At 56.1% G+C, this 19,850-nt stretch carries 12 protein-coding genes; 7 read left to right on the forward strand and 5 right to left on the reverse strand.

The window, feature by feature from the left end; all coding sequences use genetic code 11:
• Nucleotides 1-5 precede the first annotated feature (5 nt).
• Nucleotides 6-3,644 carry a TonB-dependent receptor gene (locus AC5S27_RS20300; protein ID WP_493936382.1) on the reverse strand — a complete coding sequence of 1,213 codons (3,639 nt, stop codon included), beginning with the start codon at nucleotides 3,642-3,644 and terminating at the stop codon, nucleotides 6-8.
• 766 nt (nucleotides 3,645-4,410) lie between these two features.
• On the opposite strand from AC5S27_RS20300, the gene AC5S27_RS20305 reads away from it, so the two are divergent.
• From AC5S27_RS20305 to AC5S27_RS20315, 3 genes are all read left to right on the forward strand, one after another.
• Nucleotides 4,411-6,723 (forward strand): glycoside hydrolase family 2 TIM barrel-domain containing protein, encoded by a 2,313-nt coding sequence (locus tag AC5S27_RS20305; protein ID WP_493936383.1) that lies wholly within the window; start codon nucleotides 4,411-4,413, stop codon nucleotides 6,721-6,723.
• Nucleotides 6,724-6,766: 43 nt separating this feature from the next.
• Entirely contained in the window at nucleotides 6,767-8,347 is a 1,581-nt protein-coding gene (locus AC5S27_RS20310; RefSeq protein ID WP_493936384.1) for a glycerol-3-phosphate dehydrogenase/oxidase, read from the forward strand.
• 199 nt (nucleotides 8,348-8,546) lie between these two features.
• Entirely contained in the window at nucleotides 8,547-10,319 is a 1,773-nt protein-coding gene (locus tag AC5S27_RS20315) for a CRTAC1 family protein (protein WP_493937341.1), read from the forward strand.
• A 6-nt stretch (nucleotides 10,320-10,325) separates the two neighbouring features.
• On the opposite strand, the gene kdpC is transcribed toward AC5S27_RS20315, so the two are convergent.
• Genes kdpC through AC5S27_RS20335 form a run of 4 tightly spaced genes read right to left on the reverse strand, consistent with a single transcriptional unit; the run spans nucleotide 10,326 to nucleotide 14,774 of the window.
• Nucleotides 10,326-10,892: a potassium-transporting ATPase subunit KdpC gene (kdpC, locus tag AC5S27_RS20320; RefSeq protein WP_493936385.1), complete on the reverse strand. Its 567-nt coding sequence runs from the start codon at nucleotides 10,890-10,892 to the stop codon at nucleotides 10,326-10,328.
• Nucleotides 10,893-10,903: 11 nt separating this feature from the next.
• Nucleotides 10,904-12,937: a potassium-transporting ATPase subunit KdpB gene (kdpB, locus tag AC5S27_RS20325; protein ID WP_493936386.1), complete on the reverse strand. Its 2,034-nt coding sequence runs from the start codon at nucleotides 12,935-12,937 to the stop codon at nucleotides 10,904-10,906.
• 12 nt (nucleotides 12,938-12,949) lie between these two features.
• Entirely contained in the window at nucleotides 12,950-14,683 is a 1,734-nt protein-coding gene (kdpA, locus tag AC5S27_RS20330) for a potassium-transporting ATPase subunit KdpA (RefSeq protein WP_493936387.1), read from the reverse strand.
• Nucleotide 14,684: 1 nt separating this feature from the next.
• Nucleotides 14,685-14,774 (reverse strand): potassium-transporting ATPase subunit F, encoded by a 90-nt coding sequence (locus AC5S27_RS20335; protein WP_493936388.1) that lies wholly within the window; start codon nucleotides 14,772-14,774, stop codon nucleotides 14,685-14,687.
• Between the two features lie 350 nt (nucleotides 14,775-15,124).
• On the opposite strand from AC5S27_RS20335, the gene AC5S27_RS20340 reads away from it, so the two are divergent.
• The 4 genes from AC5S27_RS20340 to uxaC are packed head-to-tail and all read left to right on the forward strand — an operon-like array spanning nucleotide 15,125 to nucleotide 19,841.
• Nucleotides 15,125-16,759: a UxaA family hydrolase gene (locus AC5S27_RS20340; protein ID WP_493936389.1), complete on the forward strand. Its 1,635-nt coding sequence runs from the start codon at nucleotides 15,125-15,127 to the stop codon at nucleotides 16,757-16,759.
• A gap of 33 nt (nucleotides 16,760-16,792) precedes the next feature.
• A complete protein-coding gene (locus AC5S27_RS20345) occupies nucleotides 16,793-17,182 on the forward strand; it encodes an RbsD/FucU domain-containing protein (RefSeq protein WP_493936390.1) in 390 nt (129 codons plus the stop codon).
• 39 nt (nucleotides 17,183-17,221) lie between these two features.
• Nucleotides 17,222-18,397 carry a mannonate dehydratase gene (uxuA, locus tag AC5S27_RS20350; RefSeq protein WP_493936391.1) on the forward strand — a complete coding sequence of 392 codons (1,176 nt, stop codon included), beginning with the start codon at nucleotides 17,222-17,224 and terminating at the stop codon, nucleotides 18,395-18,397.
• A 34-nt stretch (nucleotides 18,398-18,431) separates the two neighbouring features.
• Entirely contained in the window at nucleotides 18,432-19,841 is a 1,410-nt protein-coding gene (gene uxaC / locus AC5S27_RS20355; protein ID WP_493936392.1) for a glucuronate isomerase, read from the forward strand.
• Nucleotides 19,842-19,850 lie beyond the last annotated feature (9 nt).

Consider the following 19,850-nt stretch of genomic DNA (forward strand, 5'->3'; position numbering starts at 1 on the left):
GTCTCTTAGAAAAGATACTTCAGAGAGAACTGGAAGAATCGTGAGTCCGGCGTGTTGCTTTGGAAGCTGCGAAGGCTGGTGATTTGGCCCCCATTCGGACCAATGCCGGTGTTGCCAGGATCGCCATAGCCAGGAGTGTTGAGCAGGTTGAAGATGTCCGTCCGGAATTGGAGGTTCTGTTCGCGGAAGGTGCGGAAGGACTTGAAGAGCGAAGCATCGATACGCTCGTATCCGGGACCGTAAATCTGTCCGCGTGGGCTGCCCAGGTAAGCAAGCGCTGCTGCACCGCTAACCGTGTTGGGAATTGCCTGGCCACTCGGCGAGTTGGGATAGATAGCCGAGGAGTATCCGATGTTATCGGCTATAGGATTAGCGAAAGCGCACGGATTGTACCAATTCTGGATCGTGCGAACTTTCGTCGGGCAGGTTGTCGTCGGGTTAGAGGGCGGAGGAGAACCACCGGCCTTAAAAGGATCGCCGGTCCGGTATGCGTGGGCTCCTGCTCCCGAGGGGCTTGTGATGTTGTAGGTCCCGATAGTGATGGGCTGTCCAGTTTGTGCACGGAAGACCAGGCTGTTCGACCACCCTCCAACAATGAGATCCAGAAGCCTGTTATCGTTCACGAACTTTCTACCCTTGCCAAAGGGAAGCTCATAGTTTCCATTCAAGGTGAAACGCTGGCGAACGTCGAAAGGCGAGTTGCCATAGTCCTGTTTGAGGGAAACGATGTTCGTACCACGGTAGCCCCCATCTCCGGTGCTGCCAAGCGGTGTAGGCGCATCATCGAGAGAATGTGACCAGGTATAGCTGGCCAGGTAGCTCAGACCGTTGCTGTAGCGCCTCTCCAGTTTGGCTTGGAGAGAGTTGTAGCTTCCCGTACCATCGTAGGCCGTGAAAGCAAAGCCTCCGAAGTGCGGATAGGGTTGCAGCGGATTGATCTTGTCTCCTTGGGTATCCACATAACCACTGAAGCTGCTGGGAGCCAGAGCCACAGGACTGTTGGGATTGGGGAAGACTTGCAGGTGGCGGGATACCGAACCAACATAGGAGATTGCCGCGAGCATGTTCGAGGTGATCCCGTACTCGAGCGTGAGGTTGTACTGCTCGCTGTAAGGAGTGCGGACCTTGGCTTCACTGCCGCGAATACCCGGCTGCTGAATCGAATTGAGCAAGCCAGCTGCGATTGCGTTTGTGAAACCAGTCTCGAGTGTAAACCCATTGTTGATGCAGGTTGCGCCTTCGCTGCCGCCGGCTGCCGCGCCCAGGTTGCAACTTCCTGCCGCGAACCCCGAATCAAATTCAAACGGGAAGTTTTCGCCAAGGTTCGGGTAGTATCCGGTGCTCTCCAGGCCACCAAAGAACAGACCGAATCCGCCATGAACTGCCATCTTGTCGCTCGCCTTTAAGGCAAAGCCTAATCGCGGCGCGATGTTGGTCTTCTGCGGCTCCACGAGGAAGCGATTCTTGGTGTAGACCAGCTTGATGTTATCGGCATCAAGCAGGCGCGTGAAGGCCGTGGGAAGCGTAATGCCTTGCTTGCTGATTGGAATGCGATATTCGCCGGTGCTCTGACCAGCCGTGGGGCCGCTGGTTGGAACAAAGGCTGCCTGGTTGTCGTGACGCTCTAGATAGGGCTGGGAGTAGTCATAACGGAAGCCAAAGTTGAGGGTAAGTCTCTGATTGGCTTTCCAGTCGTCCTGGACATAGAAGGCGCGATTCCAACGCACGTCATCCGAAGTGAAGAGATTGGATATGGCAGCGCTATTCATGTTATTGGTGAGGAAGTCGGCTACGCCGTAGCCGGTGTTCGCAACGCCAGACTGCGACGTGTAAACACCAGTGAAGTTGTAGGTGCCGCGCGGCTGGGTAGGCTGCTCCGTTGAGAAGCGAACGCGCTGGAAATCCACGCCCGCCTTGATGCTGTGGTTGCCTTGAGTCTTTGAAACGTTATCGAGGATCTGATAGACGTTCTCATACTCATTGGTGACATAAAAGGTGGGCGAGCCAAAGCCACCGAGACCGGAGACGTTCATGGATGGGAGACCGCCGTTGTTCGGAGCAAACGGAATGCCGCCAAGGCCGAGCGTAGAGGCGATGTCCGTGTTTCCGTTCTCCTGCAGTCCACCGAAATGGCCATAGTTGTAGCCGAAACGGAACTCGTTGGTGAGCGTAGGGGTGAAGATGTGGGTCTCGCTCCCTGCGAAATTCTCGCCGAGGGAGAGGATCTGGCCAGTATCGCCAAAGCCACCGCCATCAAGGATGGGACCAAGAGGGGCCGGGTGAAGGGCAGGCTCATGGTTGTAGCTGTAGCGGGCGAAAGCCAGGTCTTTGGTGCTTATATTCCAATCGACGCGGGTATCCCACTGGATCGTGTTATCAACCGTGTTGGTCTGCGAAATGTAGTTGTTGTAAGTTTGGTGGGCTGCCCCAGTGTTGGGAGCTGGAAAAAGGCTAAGAATCTTGAGCGCCACTGGATCGAGTGTAACCCCCTCTTGCAGGTCGAGGCGGTTCCCTTGGATCTGAGTCGCACCGTTGTTGTTCGGGTTGGGCAGGAAGAGCGTGATGGCTTTGCCGCTGCTGTTGTTTCCTGGGGTCAGCAATTCGCTGAAGTCGCCGGTGCGCATCTGTGCCGTTGGCACCGTGGTTGCCGAGTGCGTTTCGCCGAAGATGATCCGGTTGGCTTCCATGTCACCGAAGAAGAACAGCTTGTTCTTTATAATGGGTAGTCCGAGGGTAGCACCGAACTGATTCTGACGGTACTTTGGGACAGGGCTGGTTCCGTCAAAGAACTGACGAATGTCAAAAGCGTCGTTACGGATGTATTCCCATGCGCTGCCGTGGATCGCATTGGTTCCAGACTTGATGCTGGCGTTGATGACCGCGCCAGCAGAATGGCCGAACTCAGAGCTGTAAGCGCCAGTCTGAACTTTGAATTCCGCAAGAGCGTCCGGCGGAGGCCGTACAACGAAGCTGGCTCCATTGAAGAAGTCGACGACATTCACATTGTTGTCTACGCCGTCCATGATGAAGTTGTTCTGCTCAGAGCGCTGGCCATTGGCACTGAAGTCGCCTTTGCCCTGGCCGCGTGAACCGTTGGCAGGCTCGACGCCGGCAGTGAGCTGCGCGATGAAAACCCAGTTACGGCCGTTGAGTGGAGTGTTGTTGATCGCTTGCGCGTCAATAACCTGACCCGTCGAACCCTCTTCCGTCTGCAGCAGCGGAGGAGCCGCGGTTACCGTAACGGTTTCGCTCGCAGCGCCCGTCTTGAGTTGGATGTCAACTGCGGCGCGCTCCTGCACGTGAAGCTGGATGTTCTCTTGAGTGGTCTTTGAGAAGCCCGCGGCAGTAACGGAGACCGTATACTTGCCGATCTTCACTGGCGAAAAAATATAGTTTCCGCTCTGATCAGTCTCAGCTTCCAGAGAGAGACCGTTTTCCGTGTTGGTGAGTGTGACTTTCGCATTGGGTACAACCGCACCCGTCGCATCTTGAACGAGGCCAGTGATAGCACCCTGGTCGGCCTGACTAAAGCCGGCAACGGACGCCAGCATCATAACGAACATCAGAGCCAACACCCTGAACCTCGGTATCGAACCCTGGGGCAGCTTTTGGGATGGCCTGCGCATCCCGTACGAACTCTTCATCTCTCGAGCCTCCTTGCAATGTCTTTCAGTAAAAAAGCATTTCTTTGCGCCGCCCGGAAATGTTTTCTCAAACGGCTGCCGATCCCCTGCCCACTTCGTGTGAGTGGTTCGCTAGGGCTACAACTCTACCTATTGCCACGTGCCACAAGCTGATCGGCCGAAGCGACCGAAATCCTTCAAACCACAGCCAAAGAATGTAACCGTATTCATTCAGCGCCGAACATTACGCTGGAAACACAAATTCTGTCAACACAAAAAAGATCAAAACGCCTAAGTCGCTGCTTTTGTTGAAGATGGGCGAAAGCCAAGGTTCTTTTGCAGACGGGGCGCGCATTACGGAAACTTGCTTTATGTCTCCAGGACCGCAATCTACGGATAACAGTTGAAAATGATGTTTAACCGTTTACTGACGCGCTTTATCGAATAGGTCAGCGAACGATAAACGTGCGCCTGGCAGTAATGTAACCGGATTCATTGAGAAGTGGACTTGGGCGAACGGGGAGTGTACCGTAAATGTCGTGGACCACTATCAGCACCCTGTCACTTGGCACGTGCAGGCTCAAGTAAGGTTCCGATCCAGGTAGATCTATGCTTAATACCAAGTGCGGCTTGTACCTGACTGACAGCGCCTTGTGCACATCCACGCATCGCCCCGGTTCCCTGCTTTACTGTGTACCAAGGGAGCTTCTCGCTCTTCCGGTAAGCCACAGATCATCGGCTGCCCCTCACGTTGTAAACAAAAGTCATCAGGAGCTAGAACAAGCACATGGACAGGCGCGATTTTCTCAAGACAACTGGAACACTGATTGCCGGCGCAACCGTCGCGTCACCCGCATATTCCGCTGAAGGTGCAACCGGCACCGATGGCAGACTGATCTTGCCGATCAACCGGAACTGGCGATACAGCAAGACAGCTTCCGAGGCGGCTCGAAGCAAGGACTTCAACGACGCATCCTTTGAGAAGATCACCGTCCCTCACACCAATGTGACCTTGCCCTGGCACAGCTTCGATGACAAGTTGTATGAGTTTATCTCGGTCTACCGGCGGAAGTTCAAAGTGCCCGCCGCAGCACATGGAAAACGCGTTTTCGTTGACTTTGAAGGCGCAATGACCGCATCCACAGTATGGATCAATGGAACTCGCCTGGGAGAATACAAGGGCGGATTTACACCGTTCTTTTTCGAACTAACGGATCACTTGGATTGGAAAGGCGAGAACGTTCTGGTCGTCGAGTTGGACTCGACGGAGCGTGCCGATATCCCTCCGTTTGGCTACCAGATCGACTATCTGACCTTTGGCGGAATCTATCGCGAAGTGGCGCTGCGCGTGGTGCCGCAGACGTTTATTGAAAACATTTTCGCGCGGCCCAAGGATACCCTGACAGACAGCCCGTCCGTCGATGTCCAGTGCTTCATCGAGAACCTGGCCGCAGCGCATGAGCCTCTCACGCTTGAAGTGAGTCTGCACAAAGGCGACAAGCAGGTGGCCAAGGCAACCAAGGCTGTCGAAAATGCTGCGGGACAACAGGGAGTGGACTTGACCACAGTGACACTGGCCGGTTTCGGCAAAGTGGATCTCTGGGATCTGGAGCATCCACATCTCTACTCCGTGCGGGTGAAGCTGCTACGCGGTACGCACGTGCAAGACGAGGACCAGCGAACGATCGGATTCCGCGAGGCCGTGTTCACACCGGAAGGGTTCAAGCTGAACGGCAAAGTCATCAAGCTGCGCGGACTCGATCGCCATCAGACTTTCCCTTTTGTTGGTCAGGCCATGCCCGCCCGCGTGCAGCGACGTGACGCGATCATTCTGCGGCAGAAGCTGAAGTGCAACATCGTGCGCACCTCGCATTATCCGCAGTCGCGGCACTTTCTCGATGCGTGCGATGAGTTGGGGCTGCTGGTGCTTGAAGAAATTCCAGGATGGCAGCACATTGGTCCTCTGCCATGGCAGGACATTGCAGTCGACAACGTCAGCCGCATGATCCGGCGCGATTGGAATCATCCCTCGATTGTCCTTTGGGGCGTGCGCATCAACGAGTCCAGGGACAACCACGACTTCTACGTGCGGACGAACGCGATGGCCAAGAGTCTCGATACCTCACGCCAGACAGGCGGCATTCGATACTTCCAGGAGTCGGAGTTCCTGGAAGATGTGTTCACGATGAATGACTTCGGATGGCCGTTGAAGGCTCCAAATCATCCTCTCTATTTGAACACCGAGTTTGTTGGGCATACGTATCCAACCAAGACCATTGACAACGTGGAGCGACTCACAGAGCACACGATCCGGCACGCAAGGGTTCATGACCAGTTGGCATCCAATCCGCAGTATGCGGGCGGCATTGCGTGGTGCGCTTTTGACTACAACACTCACAGCGATTTTGGCTCAGGCGACCGCATCTGCTATCACGGCGTGACGGATATGTTCCGCGAACCCAAACCAGCGGCTGGATTCTATAAATCGCAGTGCGACCCATCCGAGGAAGTTGTGCTCGAACCATCCTTTCACTGGGCGCGCGGCGATCAGTCGGTTGGATTCTCAAAGGCAGTTGTCTGCTCGAACTGCGATCATCTGAAGTTTTATGTGAAGGACAAGATGATTGCCGAGGTTGAACCCGATCGCAAGCAGTTTCCCAATCTCCACTATGCGCCTTTCGTCGCGGAGATCGGCGAGTCGATTGAGCCGTGGGGAGACCTGAAAATCGAAGGATACATTCAGGGTAAGCTCGCGATCACGAAGAAGATGTCGAGCAAGGGCATCGATCAGAAATTCGCCCTCCTGCCAGACGACCTCGCACTGGTAGGCGACGGAGCGGATACGACTCGCGTTGTACTCGCGGTGACGGATGAGTACGGCGCGATCTGCCCTTTTGCCGGTGATGCGATTCGATTCGAAATCAGCGGCCCGGGTAAGATCATCGGCGATAATCCATTCGCGCTAGTTGGTGGCACGGGAGCGATCTGGATTCGCGCAACCGAACAGGCTGGAACCGTGATTTTGAAGGCGACCCACCCGGTGCTCGGTACCCAGGAGATTCGGATTGCTGTTTCTTCTTCCACGGCGGAATTGGCATAGCGAATGGTACTCATACATTGATTGACAGCATGGAAGTGAGTCGATGAATCGACAGTTGATGATGAAGCGTGTTTTGGATCGTGTCGCGGCGCAGGGCGAGCCGTGGGACATGGTCGTAATCGGCGGCGGCGCAACGGGGATGGGAATTGCCATCGACGCTGCGTCGCGTGGCTTCCAGGTGCTGTTGCTTGAGGCTCAGGACTTTGGCAAGGGAACTTCAAGCCGCAGCACGAAGCTGATTCATGGCGGTGTGCGCTATCTGGAGCAAGGCAATATTTCTCTCGTCATGGAGGCCCTCAAAGAGCGTGGCTTACTGCGGCAGAATGCGCCGCATCTGGTTCATGATCTCGCCTTCATCGTGCCCAATTATTCGTGGTGGGAAGCACCTTTTTACGGCATCGGCATGAAAATCTACGATCTGCTCGCGGGCAAGTATGGCTTTGGACGGTCGCGGATTCTTTCTTCGCAGGAGACCATAGAAAAGCTGCCTAATCTGCAAACGGACGGGCTGCGCGGAGGCGTGATCTACTACGACGGTCAGTTTGATGACACGCGATTACTGATCCACATGGCTGCGACTGCATCCGATCACGGCGCTGTGCTTTTAAACTATGCGCCTGTCATCGAGATCACCAAAGATGAGGATGGCTTCGCTAACGGAGTGGTCTTCCGCGATGAAGAGACGGAGCAAGTGATCCATGTTTCTTCACGAGTGGTGATCAATGCCACTGGTATGTTCGCCGATAAGGTGCGCCGCATGACGGACGCCGATTCAAAGCAGATGATTGCCCCAAGCCAAGGCATTCACCTGGTATTCGAGCGATCCTTCCTGCGTGCAGATGCGGCCATCATGGTGCCCCATACCAGCGATGGGCGTGTTCTGTTTGCCATTCCATGGCATCAGCACACCGTCGTCGGAACAACCGATACGCCGATCCAGGAAGCAAGCTATGAACCGCTGCCGTTTGAGGAAGAGATTCAATTCATCCTCGATACAGCGGCGCAGTTTCTCAGCCGGCCGCCTACGCGCGCTGACATCCTGAGCGTGTATGTCGGGATTCGCCCATTGGTGAAGGCACAGGGCGATGACTCGGGCAAGACCTCAACGCTGTCACGCGATCACACAATCCATATAGATTCCGCAGGTTTGATCACCATTGTTGGCGGTAAGTGGACGACGTATCGCAACATGGCGGAGGACTGTGTAAATCACGCGATCACGCTGGGCAGGCTTGAGGATACGCCGTGCGTAACCCGTTCTTTGCATCTGCATGGCTATCATGAAGATCCGGATGCGCTGGGGGATCTGTGGGTCTACGGCTCGGATGCCGAAGGAGTGAAGGCGATTGCTGTCGATGATCGGTCGCTGCTGAAACCGCTCCATTCGGATTTAACGTACTGTGCAGCTGAGGTGATCTGGGCAGTACGCAATGAGATGGCGCGGACGGTCGAAGATATCCTCGCACGCAGGACGCGGGCATTGTTCCTCAATGCCGGTGCAGCGATCTCTCTGGCCCCCACTGTTGCTGCGATCATGGCGAAGGAGCTTGGTTTCGATGAGGCATGGCAGACCCAGCAGGTTGCGGATTTCACTGCGCTGGCTGCGCAGTATCAGGTTCACTGAAACTGTTCGATCTTGCTAGACTGATTAGGCTTTGATGAATCGCAGATTCAACCCGCGCAAGCCCCAGCAATCGAGGCTGGGGCTTCCTTTTGTTCTTCCGTGCGCCAGATGGCTCTACACCGCACTACTCATATGCATCACGGCTGCTACCACATGGCTACATAGCCAGCCGCAGGTTCCAGTTGGCGCGCAGCAGGGAATGGGCGTGAGCACCAAGGGAGCTTCCAAGCCGGTGCTGGACGCGGAGCACAGGCCCATCACCGCGGGTGGATTTGTCGACAACGGGCCGATTGTTTTTCAGGACGTTGCAAAGCAGGCCGGCCTTATAACTTGGCACCACACCGAAGGCACGATCGAGAAGCAGTTGATCCCCGAAACCATTGGGTCCGGCGTAGCTCTGCTCGACTATGACAACGATGGATGGCTGGATATCTACCTGGTGAACAGCCTCACATACGCGGCCCTCTCTGGCAAAGAGATGCCGACCCATGCGGCACTCTTTCACAACAATCACGACGGCACTTTCACCGATGTAACCGGGAAAGCTGGCGTTGCGAATGATCGCTGGGGCGTGGGCGTAGTCGTTGGAGATTACGATAACGACGGTTGGCCGGATATGTATGTAACCAATTTCGGCAAGAATCGCCTGTATCACAACAATCATGATGGGACATTCACGGATGTTGCCGAAAAGGCGGGAGTAGCGCTCGGAACGTGGTCCACCGGGGCAACGTTCGGCGACTATGACGGCGACGGCAGGCTTGATCTTTTTGTGCCTGGATATGTGCACTTCGATGGGAATCAACCGCCCCTGCCAGGTTCTCCTGAGACCAAGGAACTGACGAATTGCCAGTTCCGCGGCGTGCAGGTCATGTGCGGCCCGCGCGGGCTCAAGGGCGAGGGCGACCATCTCTTTCACAACAACGGAAACGGAACTTTTACCGATGTCAGCGTCCACGCAGGGGTACAAGATACGAATGCGTTTTACGGTCTTGCTTCAGCATTCGTGGATCTGAATGATGATGGCAAAGTTGACCTGCTTGTCGCGAATGATTCGACGCCCAACTATTTTTACCTGAACAAAGGCAACGGTATGTTTGAAGATGCCAGCTATATCTCAGGCTACGCGCTGAACCAGGAGGGCCGTGAGACTGCATCGATGGGTATTGCGATTGGTGACTACCAGAACAGTGGCCGGCTGAGCGTTGCGAATACGGATTTTTCCGATGACTACGACGTGCTCTATCACAACGACGGAGATGCCAACTTTACAGACGTGAGTTATCAGGCAGGGATCGCAGCGCCGACCATACCTTTCCTTGGATGGGCAGACGGGTTCCTGGATTACGATAACGACGGCTCACTCGACCTGATGTTTATCAATGGGCATGTATACCCGGCAGTTGACAAAACCGATTGGGGAACGACATTCGCGGAGCGGCCACTGCTCTTTCACAATGTCGATGGAAAGTCATTCGAGCTGATTCCGCCAGTGCGCAACACGGGTCTTGCGGTTGTGATCGCTGGGCGCGGCGCGGCGTTCGGCGATGTATTCAATGATGGCAAGATCGATGTTGTAATCAACAATATGGATGCCACTCCAACACTGCTGAGAAATGTGAATTCCGATTCGCATCATTGGATTGAGCTTCGTTTGATCGGCGGCGCTAAAAGCCCTCGCGATGCAGTCGGTGCAAGCGTGTACGTCACCACAGGCACACGACGACAGCGGGGTGATGTGATCAGCGGAGGCAGCTATGCCTCATCCAACGACTTTCGTGTTCACTTTGGTTTGGGCGACAACACCCGTATCACGGGAGTCGAGATTCACTGGCCCAGCGGCAAGCGAGAGACGCTCAGCCCTAAGAGCGTGGATCGCATCTTCACCGTCGAAGAGGGCAAGGGCATCACGGGCGAGCTCTGCGTCGCTTGCATCGCTAGAAAAAGCCCGCTGCCCGCTCCAAAGAAATAGTCTTGCTTACTTTGCTAACTGATCGAGATCGAGATTCAGTTGCAGCACGTTGACTCGTGGTTCGCCCAGCAGGCCCAGAGTTCGCGGAGTTACGTGAGTCGCAACGAGCTTGTTGATCTCATCTTCACTGAGATGGCGCGCGGTCGCGACGCGGCTGACCTGGTAATACGCAGCGTCTGGCGTGATATCCGGATCGAGTCCTGAACCGGAAGTAGTTACAAGATCGATCGGAACAGGCTTACCGGGATTATGCGCTGCCAACTTGTCGATGTCGCCCTGAATGCGCTGGACCAGCTTCAGATTGGACTGAGCATAGTTCGAACCACCCGAACTGGTTGCGTCATATCCGTTGCCTGCAGCGGAGGGGCGTGGATGAAAGTAGCGGTCGCTGGTGAAGCTTTGGCCTAGCAATGCCGAGCCGATAACCCTGCCATCCTTGAGAATGAGGCTGCCCGATGCTTGATGCGGGAAGATAACCCCGGCGATGCCAGTCATTGCGAGAGGATATGCCAGGCCAAGCAACACGGTAGTGATCAAAGTGAATCGAATTGCGGTAGTCCAGACGGAATGCAAGCTATTTCTCCTTAAGCCAGGTGCAATGCTACGAGTACAAGGTCGATCGCCTTGATACCGATGAAGGGCACGATGATGCCGCCGAGGCCATAGATAAGCAGGTTTTGGCGGAGCAGCACTGCCGCCGCTTTCGGCTCATACTTCACCCCTCTGAGGGCGAGTGGAATGAGTGCGATGATGATGACCGCGTTAAAGATAACCGCGGACAGGATGGCTGATTGCGGCGTGGCCAGATGCATGATGTTGAGTGCGTTCAGCACGGGGAATACGCCTGCAAACATCGCGGGAATAATGGCAAAGTACTTGGCTACGTCGTTGGCAATGGAGAACGTCGTGAGCGCGCCGCGGGTCATGAGGAGCTGCTTGCCGATTTCAACGATCTCAATGAGCTTCGTCGGATTGGAGTCGAGGTCAACCATGTTGCCGGCTTCCTTGGCCGCCTGCGTCCCGGAGTTCATGGCCACGCCTACATCGGCCTGTGCGAGCGCGGGTGCATCGTTGGTGCCGTCGCCTGTCATGGCTACGAGCTTGCCCTTAGCTTGCTCACGCTTGATCAGGTCCATCTTGTCTTTGGGCTTGGCTTCGGCGAGGAAGTCGTCCACTCCAGCTTCGCGCGCAATGACAGCGGCGGTTAGCGGGTTATCCCCCGTGATCATGATGGTGCGGATGCCCATGGCGCGCAAACGCGCGAGGCGCTCTTTCAATCCGCCTTTGACGATGTCCTTGAGATAGATCACGCCGAGTGCCGTGGCGTTCTCCGCGACAACCAGCGGAGTACCACCGGCGCGGGCGATTTCCTCGACCTGATCGCGAACCTTGCGAGGCAGGCTTGAGTCTTGCTCTTCAAGAAAGCGGGCGATAGCATCGACTGAACCTTTGCGGATGCGCGATCCGGGCAGGTCGACGCCAGACATGCGGGTCTGTGCAGTGAAGGGTACAAACTCCGCATGGATCGACGAGAGATCGCGACCACGCAGATTGTACTTCTCCTTGGCGAGCACCACAATGGAGCGGCCTTCGGGCGTTTCATCGGAGAGCGAGGAAAGCTGGGCCGCATCCGCCATGCGCTCATGGCTCACATCGGGTGCGGGATAAAATTCCGTGGCCTGACGATTGCCTAGGGTGATCGTGCCCGTCTTATCCAACAGCAGTGTACTGACGTCCCCTGCGGCTTCAACAGCGCGACCGCTCATGGCAAGCACGTTGTATTGAACAAGCCGGTCCATGCCTGCAATGCCGATCGCTGAAAGAAGCCCGCCGATCGTGGTTGGAATGAGGCAAACGAGCAGCGATACCAGAACGAAAACGGTCTGCGGGGCCTGCGAGTAGATCGCAAAGGGCTGCAGGGTTACAACGGCGAGGAGGAAGATGATCGTAAGACCAGAGAGCAGGATGCTCAGTGCAATTTCGTTGGGAGTCTTCTGCCGTGTGGCTCCTTCAACGAGAGCAATCATGCGATCGAGAAATGTCTCACCAGGATTGGCCGAGATTTTCACTTTGATGAAGTCCGACAGTACGCGCGTACCGCCAGTGACGGCCGAACGATCGCCGCCCGCTTCGCGAATGACAGGCGCCGATTCACCAGTGATCGCGGACTCATCGACCGAGGCTACGCCTTCGATCACTTCACCATCACCAGCGATGAACTGACCGGCTTCAACATAGATCACATCGTTCACGCGCAGGAGACTGCTCGTAATGTCTTCCAGTTCGCCGGATGCGTTGTAGCGGCGCGCGATGGTTTCGCCCTTGGCCTTGCGCAGCGTGTCGGCCTGGGCCTTGCCACGCCCCTCGGCCATGGCCTCAGCGAAGTTGGCGAAGAGTACAGTGAACCAGAGCCACAGGGTGATCTGCAGGTTGAATCCGAGACCGGTGCGGTGATTCACCAAGTCGCCAATCAGCAAGCAAGTCGTGAGCACGCTGCCTACTTCAACGACGAACATCACCGGGTTCTTGACCATCAACCGTGGGTCGAGCTTGCGCAAAGCATCGACGGATGCCTGGCGCAGAATATCGGTACTCCAAAGACTTTTCTTGTTTGCCATATTCGCCTGCGTTTAAAAAAGGTGTCCAGCATGAAGCTGTAAGTGTTCAAGAACAGGCCCTAAGCTAAGCACCGGGAAGAAGGTGAGTGCGCCGAGGATAACGATGATGCCGGTCAACAGGACAGTGAAGAGGCCGGTGTTCACAGGGAACGTCCCCGGCGAAGGAGGAACGCTCTTCTTCTGCGCGAGGTTGCCGGCAAGCGCTAGCACCGGCACGATCATCAACAATCGCCCGCCTAGCATGGCAGCACCGAGTACAACGTTATACCACCACGTGTTGGCATTCAAACCTGCGAAGGCAGAACCGTTGTTGCCCGTGGCCGAGGTGAAAGCGTAAAGGATTTCGGTCAGACCGTGGGGGCCAGCGTTGTTCAGACTGCTCAGGCCAATAGCCGGGGACATCACGAAGATCGCGGTGAGGATAAGGATGATGAGCGGGAAGATGAGCACGTAGAGCATTGCCATCTTGACGTCATACGATTCGATTTTCTTGCCGAGATATTCCGGCGTACGGCCGACCATCAGGCCCGCGATAAATACCGCGAGGATGACGAAGATGAGGATGCCGTATAGTCCGGAGCCAACGCCGCCAAAGACAACCTCGCCGAGCATGATGTTGGTAAGGACAACCATGCCACCGAGAGCAGTAAGGGAGTCATGCATGCCGTTGACGGCTCCGCAACTTGCATCCGTAGTGATGGTGGCGAAGAGTGAGGTCTGCGATATCCCAAAGCGGACTTCCTTGCCCTCCATATTGCCCCCGGGTGCGGTCGCGGTAGCTGTCTGCAGTGCGCCGTGAATCATCGGATGAGGATGCGCCTCGGCCCAATAGACTGCGGTGAATCCCACAGCAAAGAGGACGAACATCGACGCCAGCACGGCCCAACCGTGTCCCGGCGACCCGGTCAACCGTCCCAGCGTCACTGTGAGCGCTGCTGGAATGAGGAAGATGGCAAGCATTTGCAGCAGGTTTGTGAAGGGCGTGGGATTCTCAAAAGGATGAGCACTGTTGCCATTGAAGAAGCCTCCACCGTTGGTGCCCAGCATCTTGATGGCTTCCTGTGAAGCAACTGGTCCTTGCGCGATCGTCTGTGTCTGCGCTTCGAGGGTCGTGACCTGGGTATAGGGGTGCAGATTCTGCGGAACGCCCTGCCAGACCAAGACCAGGGCAAAGAGGATGCTGGCAGGAAGCAAGATGTAAAGTATGCTGCGGGTAGCGTCTACCCAAAAGTTGCCGATGGTGGGCGAGGAAGTCCGCTTGATACCGCGCACGAGAGCCACCGCCACTGCTATGCCTACTGCAGCGCTGGCGAAGTTGTGATACGCCAGACCGGCCATCTGCGTGAGATAGCTCATCGTCGTCTCAGGGACGTACGACTGCCAGTTGGTATTGGTCGTGAAGGAGGCGGCCGTGCTCCAGGCAAGTGCCTGCTCAATCCCAGGGAGCTTCTGCGGATTCATCCAAGCCAGCACCAGTACGCCCTGGGCCCGCTCGATCAGGTAGGTCCCGAGCAGGCTCACTGCGGAGAAGCCAAGGAGAGCGAAGGCATACTCACGCCAGGTCATTTCCTGGTCCGCCTTCACACCGCTCAATTTGTAAATCAGGCGCTCGATCGGCCGAAGGAGGAAGTCGAACCAGGTGCGCTCGCCTTCAAGCACATGAGCAATATAGATTCCCAAAGGTCGCACTGAGATCAGCAACAACCCGGAAAACAACAAGAACTGTAACCAACCGTTGCCAGTCATTTCAGAACTTCTCCGGAAACAGCAGCGTAGCCGTTAAATAGCCCAACAACAGAGCAGACAAAACCAGCACCAGGACTGTAATAAAGCTCATTCCGTTACCTCAACTTCTGACAGGCCTGGACATATCCAAAGGCCAGTACGAAAAACGCTGCCGTAAACACAACCATCCAAACGTCCTGCATTACACAACCTCGCAAAAAACATCCGCAGCGTGCGCCACAATCTAAGTATTCAGGCTGCTGAATCAGGCTGGGCTAATGCTTTTGTAAGGGAAACGTAAGGAAGGTTGCTCTTGGAAATGCCGGCGAGAAGGAGACAATTCTGGCCACTTAAATTGTTGATTTCAGGAATGGTTCAGTAACCGATAACCGAAATTGCAGGCTGGAATGTAGAATTATGCGGAAAGTAATATTCTGCAGACAACACTCCAAGGAAAACAGCGTGACATCCCCGAAGGCCATTCAACTCGATCCAAATGACAACGTTCTCGTAGCGCTTTCCGACTTGCCCGCAGGAGAAGAAATCCCGTTTGGCGGCGAACGATACTCGCTCGTGGCTAATATACCGGCCAAGCACAAGTTCGCCATGCAGGATTTTCCTGTTGGAGGCGAGATCAGGATGTACGGGGTCGTTGTCGGGCGCGCTCATCTACCTATTGCGCGCGGAGGGCTGCTGTCGACCTCAAACGTGGTGCACGACGCGGCGGGCTTCACCGGCAAGCGCTCGGAGTACCAGTGGACGGCGCCCGATGTGGCGCGCTGGCAAACGAGGACTTTCGACGGATTCCACCGCGAAGATGGCCAGGTGGGCACACGCAACCACTGGCTGGTTATCCCGATGGTCTTCTGCGAGAACCGCAATGTCGACGCTCTACGAGAGGCCTTTGAAGAAGAACTGGGATATGGCAGGCCAAAGCTCTATCGCGGGCAGGTCCGCGAGTTGCTGGCTGCCTATCAGGAAACCGGTGCCATCGCAGGCAACGTGAGCAAAGAACCTGTAGCCAACCGTGTCTTTCCGAACGTCGACGGCATCAAGTTTCTAGTGCACCAGGGTGGTTGCGGCGGCACGCGCGAAGATGCTCGCACGCTGTGCGGTCTCCTCGCTGGATACATCAATCATCCCAACGTGGCCGGGGCTACGATCCTCAGTCTCGGCTGCCAGCATGCGCAGACCGGCGACCTCTTCGAAGAAATTCGGAAGCGCAACCCATCGCTGACAAAGCCGGTGCTGGTCTTTGAGCAGCAGAAGTATGGCCTCGAATCCGCCATGATCGCCGACGCCATTCGCCAGACCTTCGAAGGGCTGGTAAAGGCGAATCAGATCGAGCGCAAGCCAGCGCCGCTTTCAAAGCTGACCGTAGGCCTCAAGTGCGGCGGCTCGGACGGCTTCTCTGGCATCTCTGCGAATCCCGCGGTCGGGCAGGTCTCCGATCTGCTTGCGGCTCTCGGCGGCAAGTCCATTCTGTCTGAATTTCCCGAACTCTGCGGCGTGGAGCAAAACCTGATCGACCGCGCTGCTGCCCCCGCCGTCGGCGACAAATTCATCCAGTTGATGCGAAGTTACGAAGCACGTGCTAAGGCCGTCCACAGCGGATTCGAGATGAATCCGTCCCCGGGCAACATCCGCGATGGGCTGTTGACGGATGCGATGAAGTCCGCGGGAGCAGGGAGAAAGGGCGGCACTTCGCCCGTGAATGATGTGCTCGATTATCCCGAGTATGTAAAGGCCACGGGCCTCACCCTTCAATGCACTCCAGGCAACGACGTCGAGTGCGTTACTGCCCAGGCCGGTGCTGGAGCGAATATTGTGCTGTTCACAACGGGACTCGGTACACCAACCGGAAACCCGATCACACCTGTGATCAAGGTGGCCACAAACACCAAACTCGCCCAGCGCATGTCTGACATTATTGATATTGACACCGGCCCGATCATCGACGGCGAGAGCACGATCGAATCCATGGGCGACGCCATCCTCGAGCTGATCGTGCAGGTCGCCAGCGGAGAAAAACAAACCAAGGCAGAGATTCTTCGCCAGGACGATTTCATTCCGTGGAAACGCGGAGTTTCACTTTGACGCACTATTGCGTATCCCAAGTTTGGAGCCTCGATGCTGAAGACAGGAATCCTCAATCCAGTTATCAATTCCCTGCTCTGCCGCGTACGTCATACCAACACGCTGGTCATCGCTGACCGCGGATTCCCTTTCTGGCCAATGATCGAGACTGTCGACATCTCGCTGATTGATGACGTGCCACGTGTGATCGATGTCCTGGCAGCCATCAAACAGAACTACACGATCGGCAGAGTCTTCGCAGCGCAGGAGTTTGTTGCGGCCAATACTCCGGAAGTGACAGGCAGGCTCGAAGATATGTTGCTGGGAATTCCCATCACATTCGAACCGCACATCGACTTCAAGAAGCGTGTGCCATCGGCGATCGGCCTTATTCGGACTGGCGATACAACCCAGTACGCCAATCTCATTCTCGAATCGGCCTGAGCCGTATTTACACGACAGATTCCTTACGGAGATCGAAAGATGGAACAAACCTGGCGCTGGTTCGGCCCGCGCGATGCAGTGACGTTGGCGGACGCACGTCAGGCAGGTGCGACCGGCATTGTTACCGCGCTACATGACATACCGCCCGGTGAAGTCTGGAGTGTTCAAGCCATTCAAGAGCGGCAGGCTATTGTTGCCGCTGCCGGACTAACATGGTCGGTCGTTGAAAGCGTCAATGTCAGCGAGCAGATCAAGCAGCGCGGCAAGCTCTGGCAGCAGCACATCGACAACTACATCGAGACGCTGCGCAATCTAGCAGCATGCGGCATATACACAGTCTGCTACAACTTCATGCCCGTGCTGGACTGGTTGCGTACAGACCTTGCTTATCCCCTGCCGGACGGGTCGATCTCGATGCGTTTTGAGTCGGCTGCACTCGCAGCCTTCGATCTTTACATCCTCAAGCGACCCGGGGCTGAAGCCGACTGGACGGAGGAGCAGCAGCGCGCAGCGCATACACGTCTGCAGGCGATGGATGAAGAGGAACGCGCCCGCTTTGCGCGGACTGTTCTCGCTGGCCTGCCCGGGACTTCGGACGTCTACACCGTGGAGTATGTGCGGAACGCAATTGCCGGCTATGCGGACATAGGCCGCGAGGGTCTGCGTGCCAATCTCGGAGCGTTTCTGCGCGCTGTCTGCCCTGCCGCCACAGAGGCTGGCGTGAGGCTCTGTATTCATCCCGATGATCCTCCTCGCCCCTTGCTGGGCTTGCCGCGCATTGCGAGCACTGGGGACGATCTGCAGTTCCTGCTCAACCAGACATCGGAGCCATCGAACGGCATTACGTTCTGCTCCGGCTCACTCGGTGCGCGGCTGGACAATGATCCTCCTGCCATCATGCAGACCGTAGCTGACCGCATCTACTTCGTACATTTGCGTTCGACCAAGCAGCAGACCGGCCAGGATGCTTTCTATGAAGCTGCGCACCTGGCCGGAGACGTTGATCTGGTGGCGTTGATGAAGATTCTTGTCCACGAAGAGCGACGCAGAGTTGCTTCGGAGGATCACACCCCAATTCCCTTTCGCGCCGATCACGGCAACCAGATTCTTACCGACATCGGAAGACCTGCGGTGCCCGGCTATCCTGCGGTGGGACGACTACGCGGGCTGGCAGAGCTGCGCGGCATCATGACCGCAGTCGAGGCCCTTACTTAAAGTTGAGGCGCTTACTTAACCAGAGGAGAACCAAGTGTCGTTCATCAATGAAAACTTCCTGCTGGAGAACGATGCAGCAATCCGCCTCTATCAGGAATACGCAGCACCGCAACCTGTCTTTGACTACCACTGTCATCTCTCGCCTCGGGATATCGCACAGAACCGGCGTTTCGATAATTTGTTTGAAATCTGGCTGGAAGGCGATCACTACAAGTGGCGGGCCATGCGCGCCGTCGGTGAGCCGGAGCGCTTCTGCACCGGTAATGCAACCCCATATGAGAAGTTCCAGGCCTGGGCTCGCACCGTTCCGTCGACGCTGCGAAACCCCCTCTATCACTGGACACATCTTGAACTAGAGCGATACTTCGGCATCACGGATTTACTGGATGCCCACTCCGCACCAGATATCTGGCAGCAGGCCAATGCAGTCTTTGACGACGGCCTCGATGTCCACGGCATTCTGCGCAAGTTCAAGGTGCATACGATCGGCACAACCGATGATCCGACCGACACGCTCGATCATCACAAAGCGATCGCCGCGTCTTCCCTGGAGACCCGCGTGCTACCAACCTTTCGCCCCGATGCAGCCTTACGTGTGGACCTTCCGGAAGCCTTCAATGCATGGGTCGACAGGCTTGCGTTGGCCTCGGCCATCGATATCAGTTCGTTCGCCTCATTTCTCGCGGCAATTGAGCAGCGACAACATGATTTTCACGCTGTCGGCTGCCGGCTTTCAGACCATGGGTTGGACATCTGTTACGCAGACCCATGCTCGGACTCGGAAGCTGCGGCAATCTACGACAGCGCGCGCAATGGACTCGCTGCAAGCCCAACAGAACATCGCAAGTTTGCAAGCTACGTCATGTTCTTCCTGGGGCAGCTCTACGCGCAGTCCGGGTGGACGATGCAACTCCATCTCGGCGCCCTTCGCAACGTCAACTCACGTGCAAAGGCCATCCACGGCCCTGACACTGGTTTTGACACCATGGGCGGCACAGCGCAGCTTCAGGCCCTGGCAGCATTCCTCGACAAGCTCGACGCAGCGAATGCGCTTCCTCGGACAATCCTCTATAACTCCAATCCGGTGGAGAACTATCCCTTTGCGACGATCACTGGCAGCTTCTCTGCCGAAGGCATCGCAGGCAAAGTGCAGTTCGGCGCAAGCTGGTGGTTCCTGGATCAGAAGAATGGCATTGAGTTGCAACTGGATGCACTCTCGAATGTCAGTCTGCTTACCCAGTTCGTGGGCATGGTTACGGACTCACGATCTTTCATGTCCTATCCGCGACATGAATATTTCCGTAGAGTCTTGTGCAACCTGCTCGGCAGTGAGATGGAGCGCGGACTCCTGCCCAACGATGATATGTTGGTTGGCGGCATGATACGCGATATCTGCTTCAACAATGCCAATCGCTACTTTGGTTTTCCTGCGCCTGGCAAGTGACATCGCCGA

This window comes from Acidicapsa borealis (assembly GCF_059115245.1).

Coding starts and splice junctions, on each gene's coding strand:
- uxuA (WP_493936391.1), top strand. CDS start 17,222: ATGGAACAAACCTGGCGCTGGTTCGGCCCGCGCGATGCAGTGACGTTG.
- AC5S27_RS20345 (WP_493936390.1), top strand. CDS start 16,793: ATGCTGAAGACAGGAATCCTCAATCCAGTTATCAATTCCCTGCTCTGC.
- AC5S27_RS20315 (WP_493937341.1), top strand. CDS start 8,547: ATGGGCGTGAGCACCAAGGGAGCTTCCAAGCCGGTGCTGGACGCGGAG.
- AC5S27_RS20300 (WP_493936382.1), bottom strand. CDS start 3,644: ATGAAGAGTTCGTACGGGATGCGCAGGCCATCCCAAAAGCTGCCCCAG.
- AC5S27_RS20305 (WP_493936383.1), top strand. CDS start 4,411: ATGGACAGGCGCGATTTTCTCAAGACAACTGGAACACTGATTGCCGGC.
- AC5S27_RS20310 (WP_493936384.1), top strand. CDS start 6,767: ATGAATCGACAGTTGATGATGAAGCGTGTTTTGGATCGTGTCGCGGCG.
- AC5S27_RS20335 (WP_493936388.1), bottom strand. CDS start 14,774: ATGAGCTTTATTACAGTCCTGGTGCTGGTTTTGTCTGCTCTGTTGTTG.
- kdpA (WP_493936387.1), bottom strand. CDS start 14,683: ATGACTGGCAACGGTTGGTTACAGTTCTTGTTGTTTTCCGGGTTGTTG.
- kdpB (WP_493936386.1), bottom strand. CDS start 12,937: ATGGCAAACAAGAAAAGTCTTTGGAGTACCGATATTCTGCGCCAGGCA.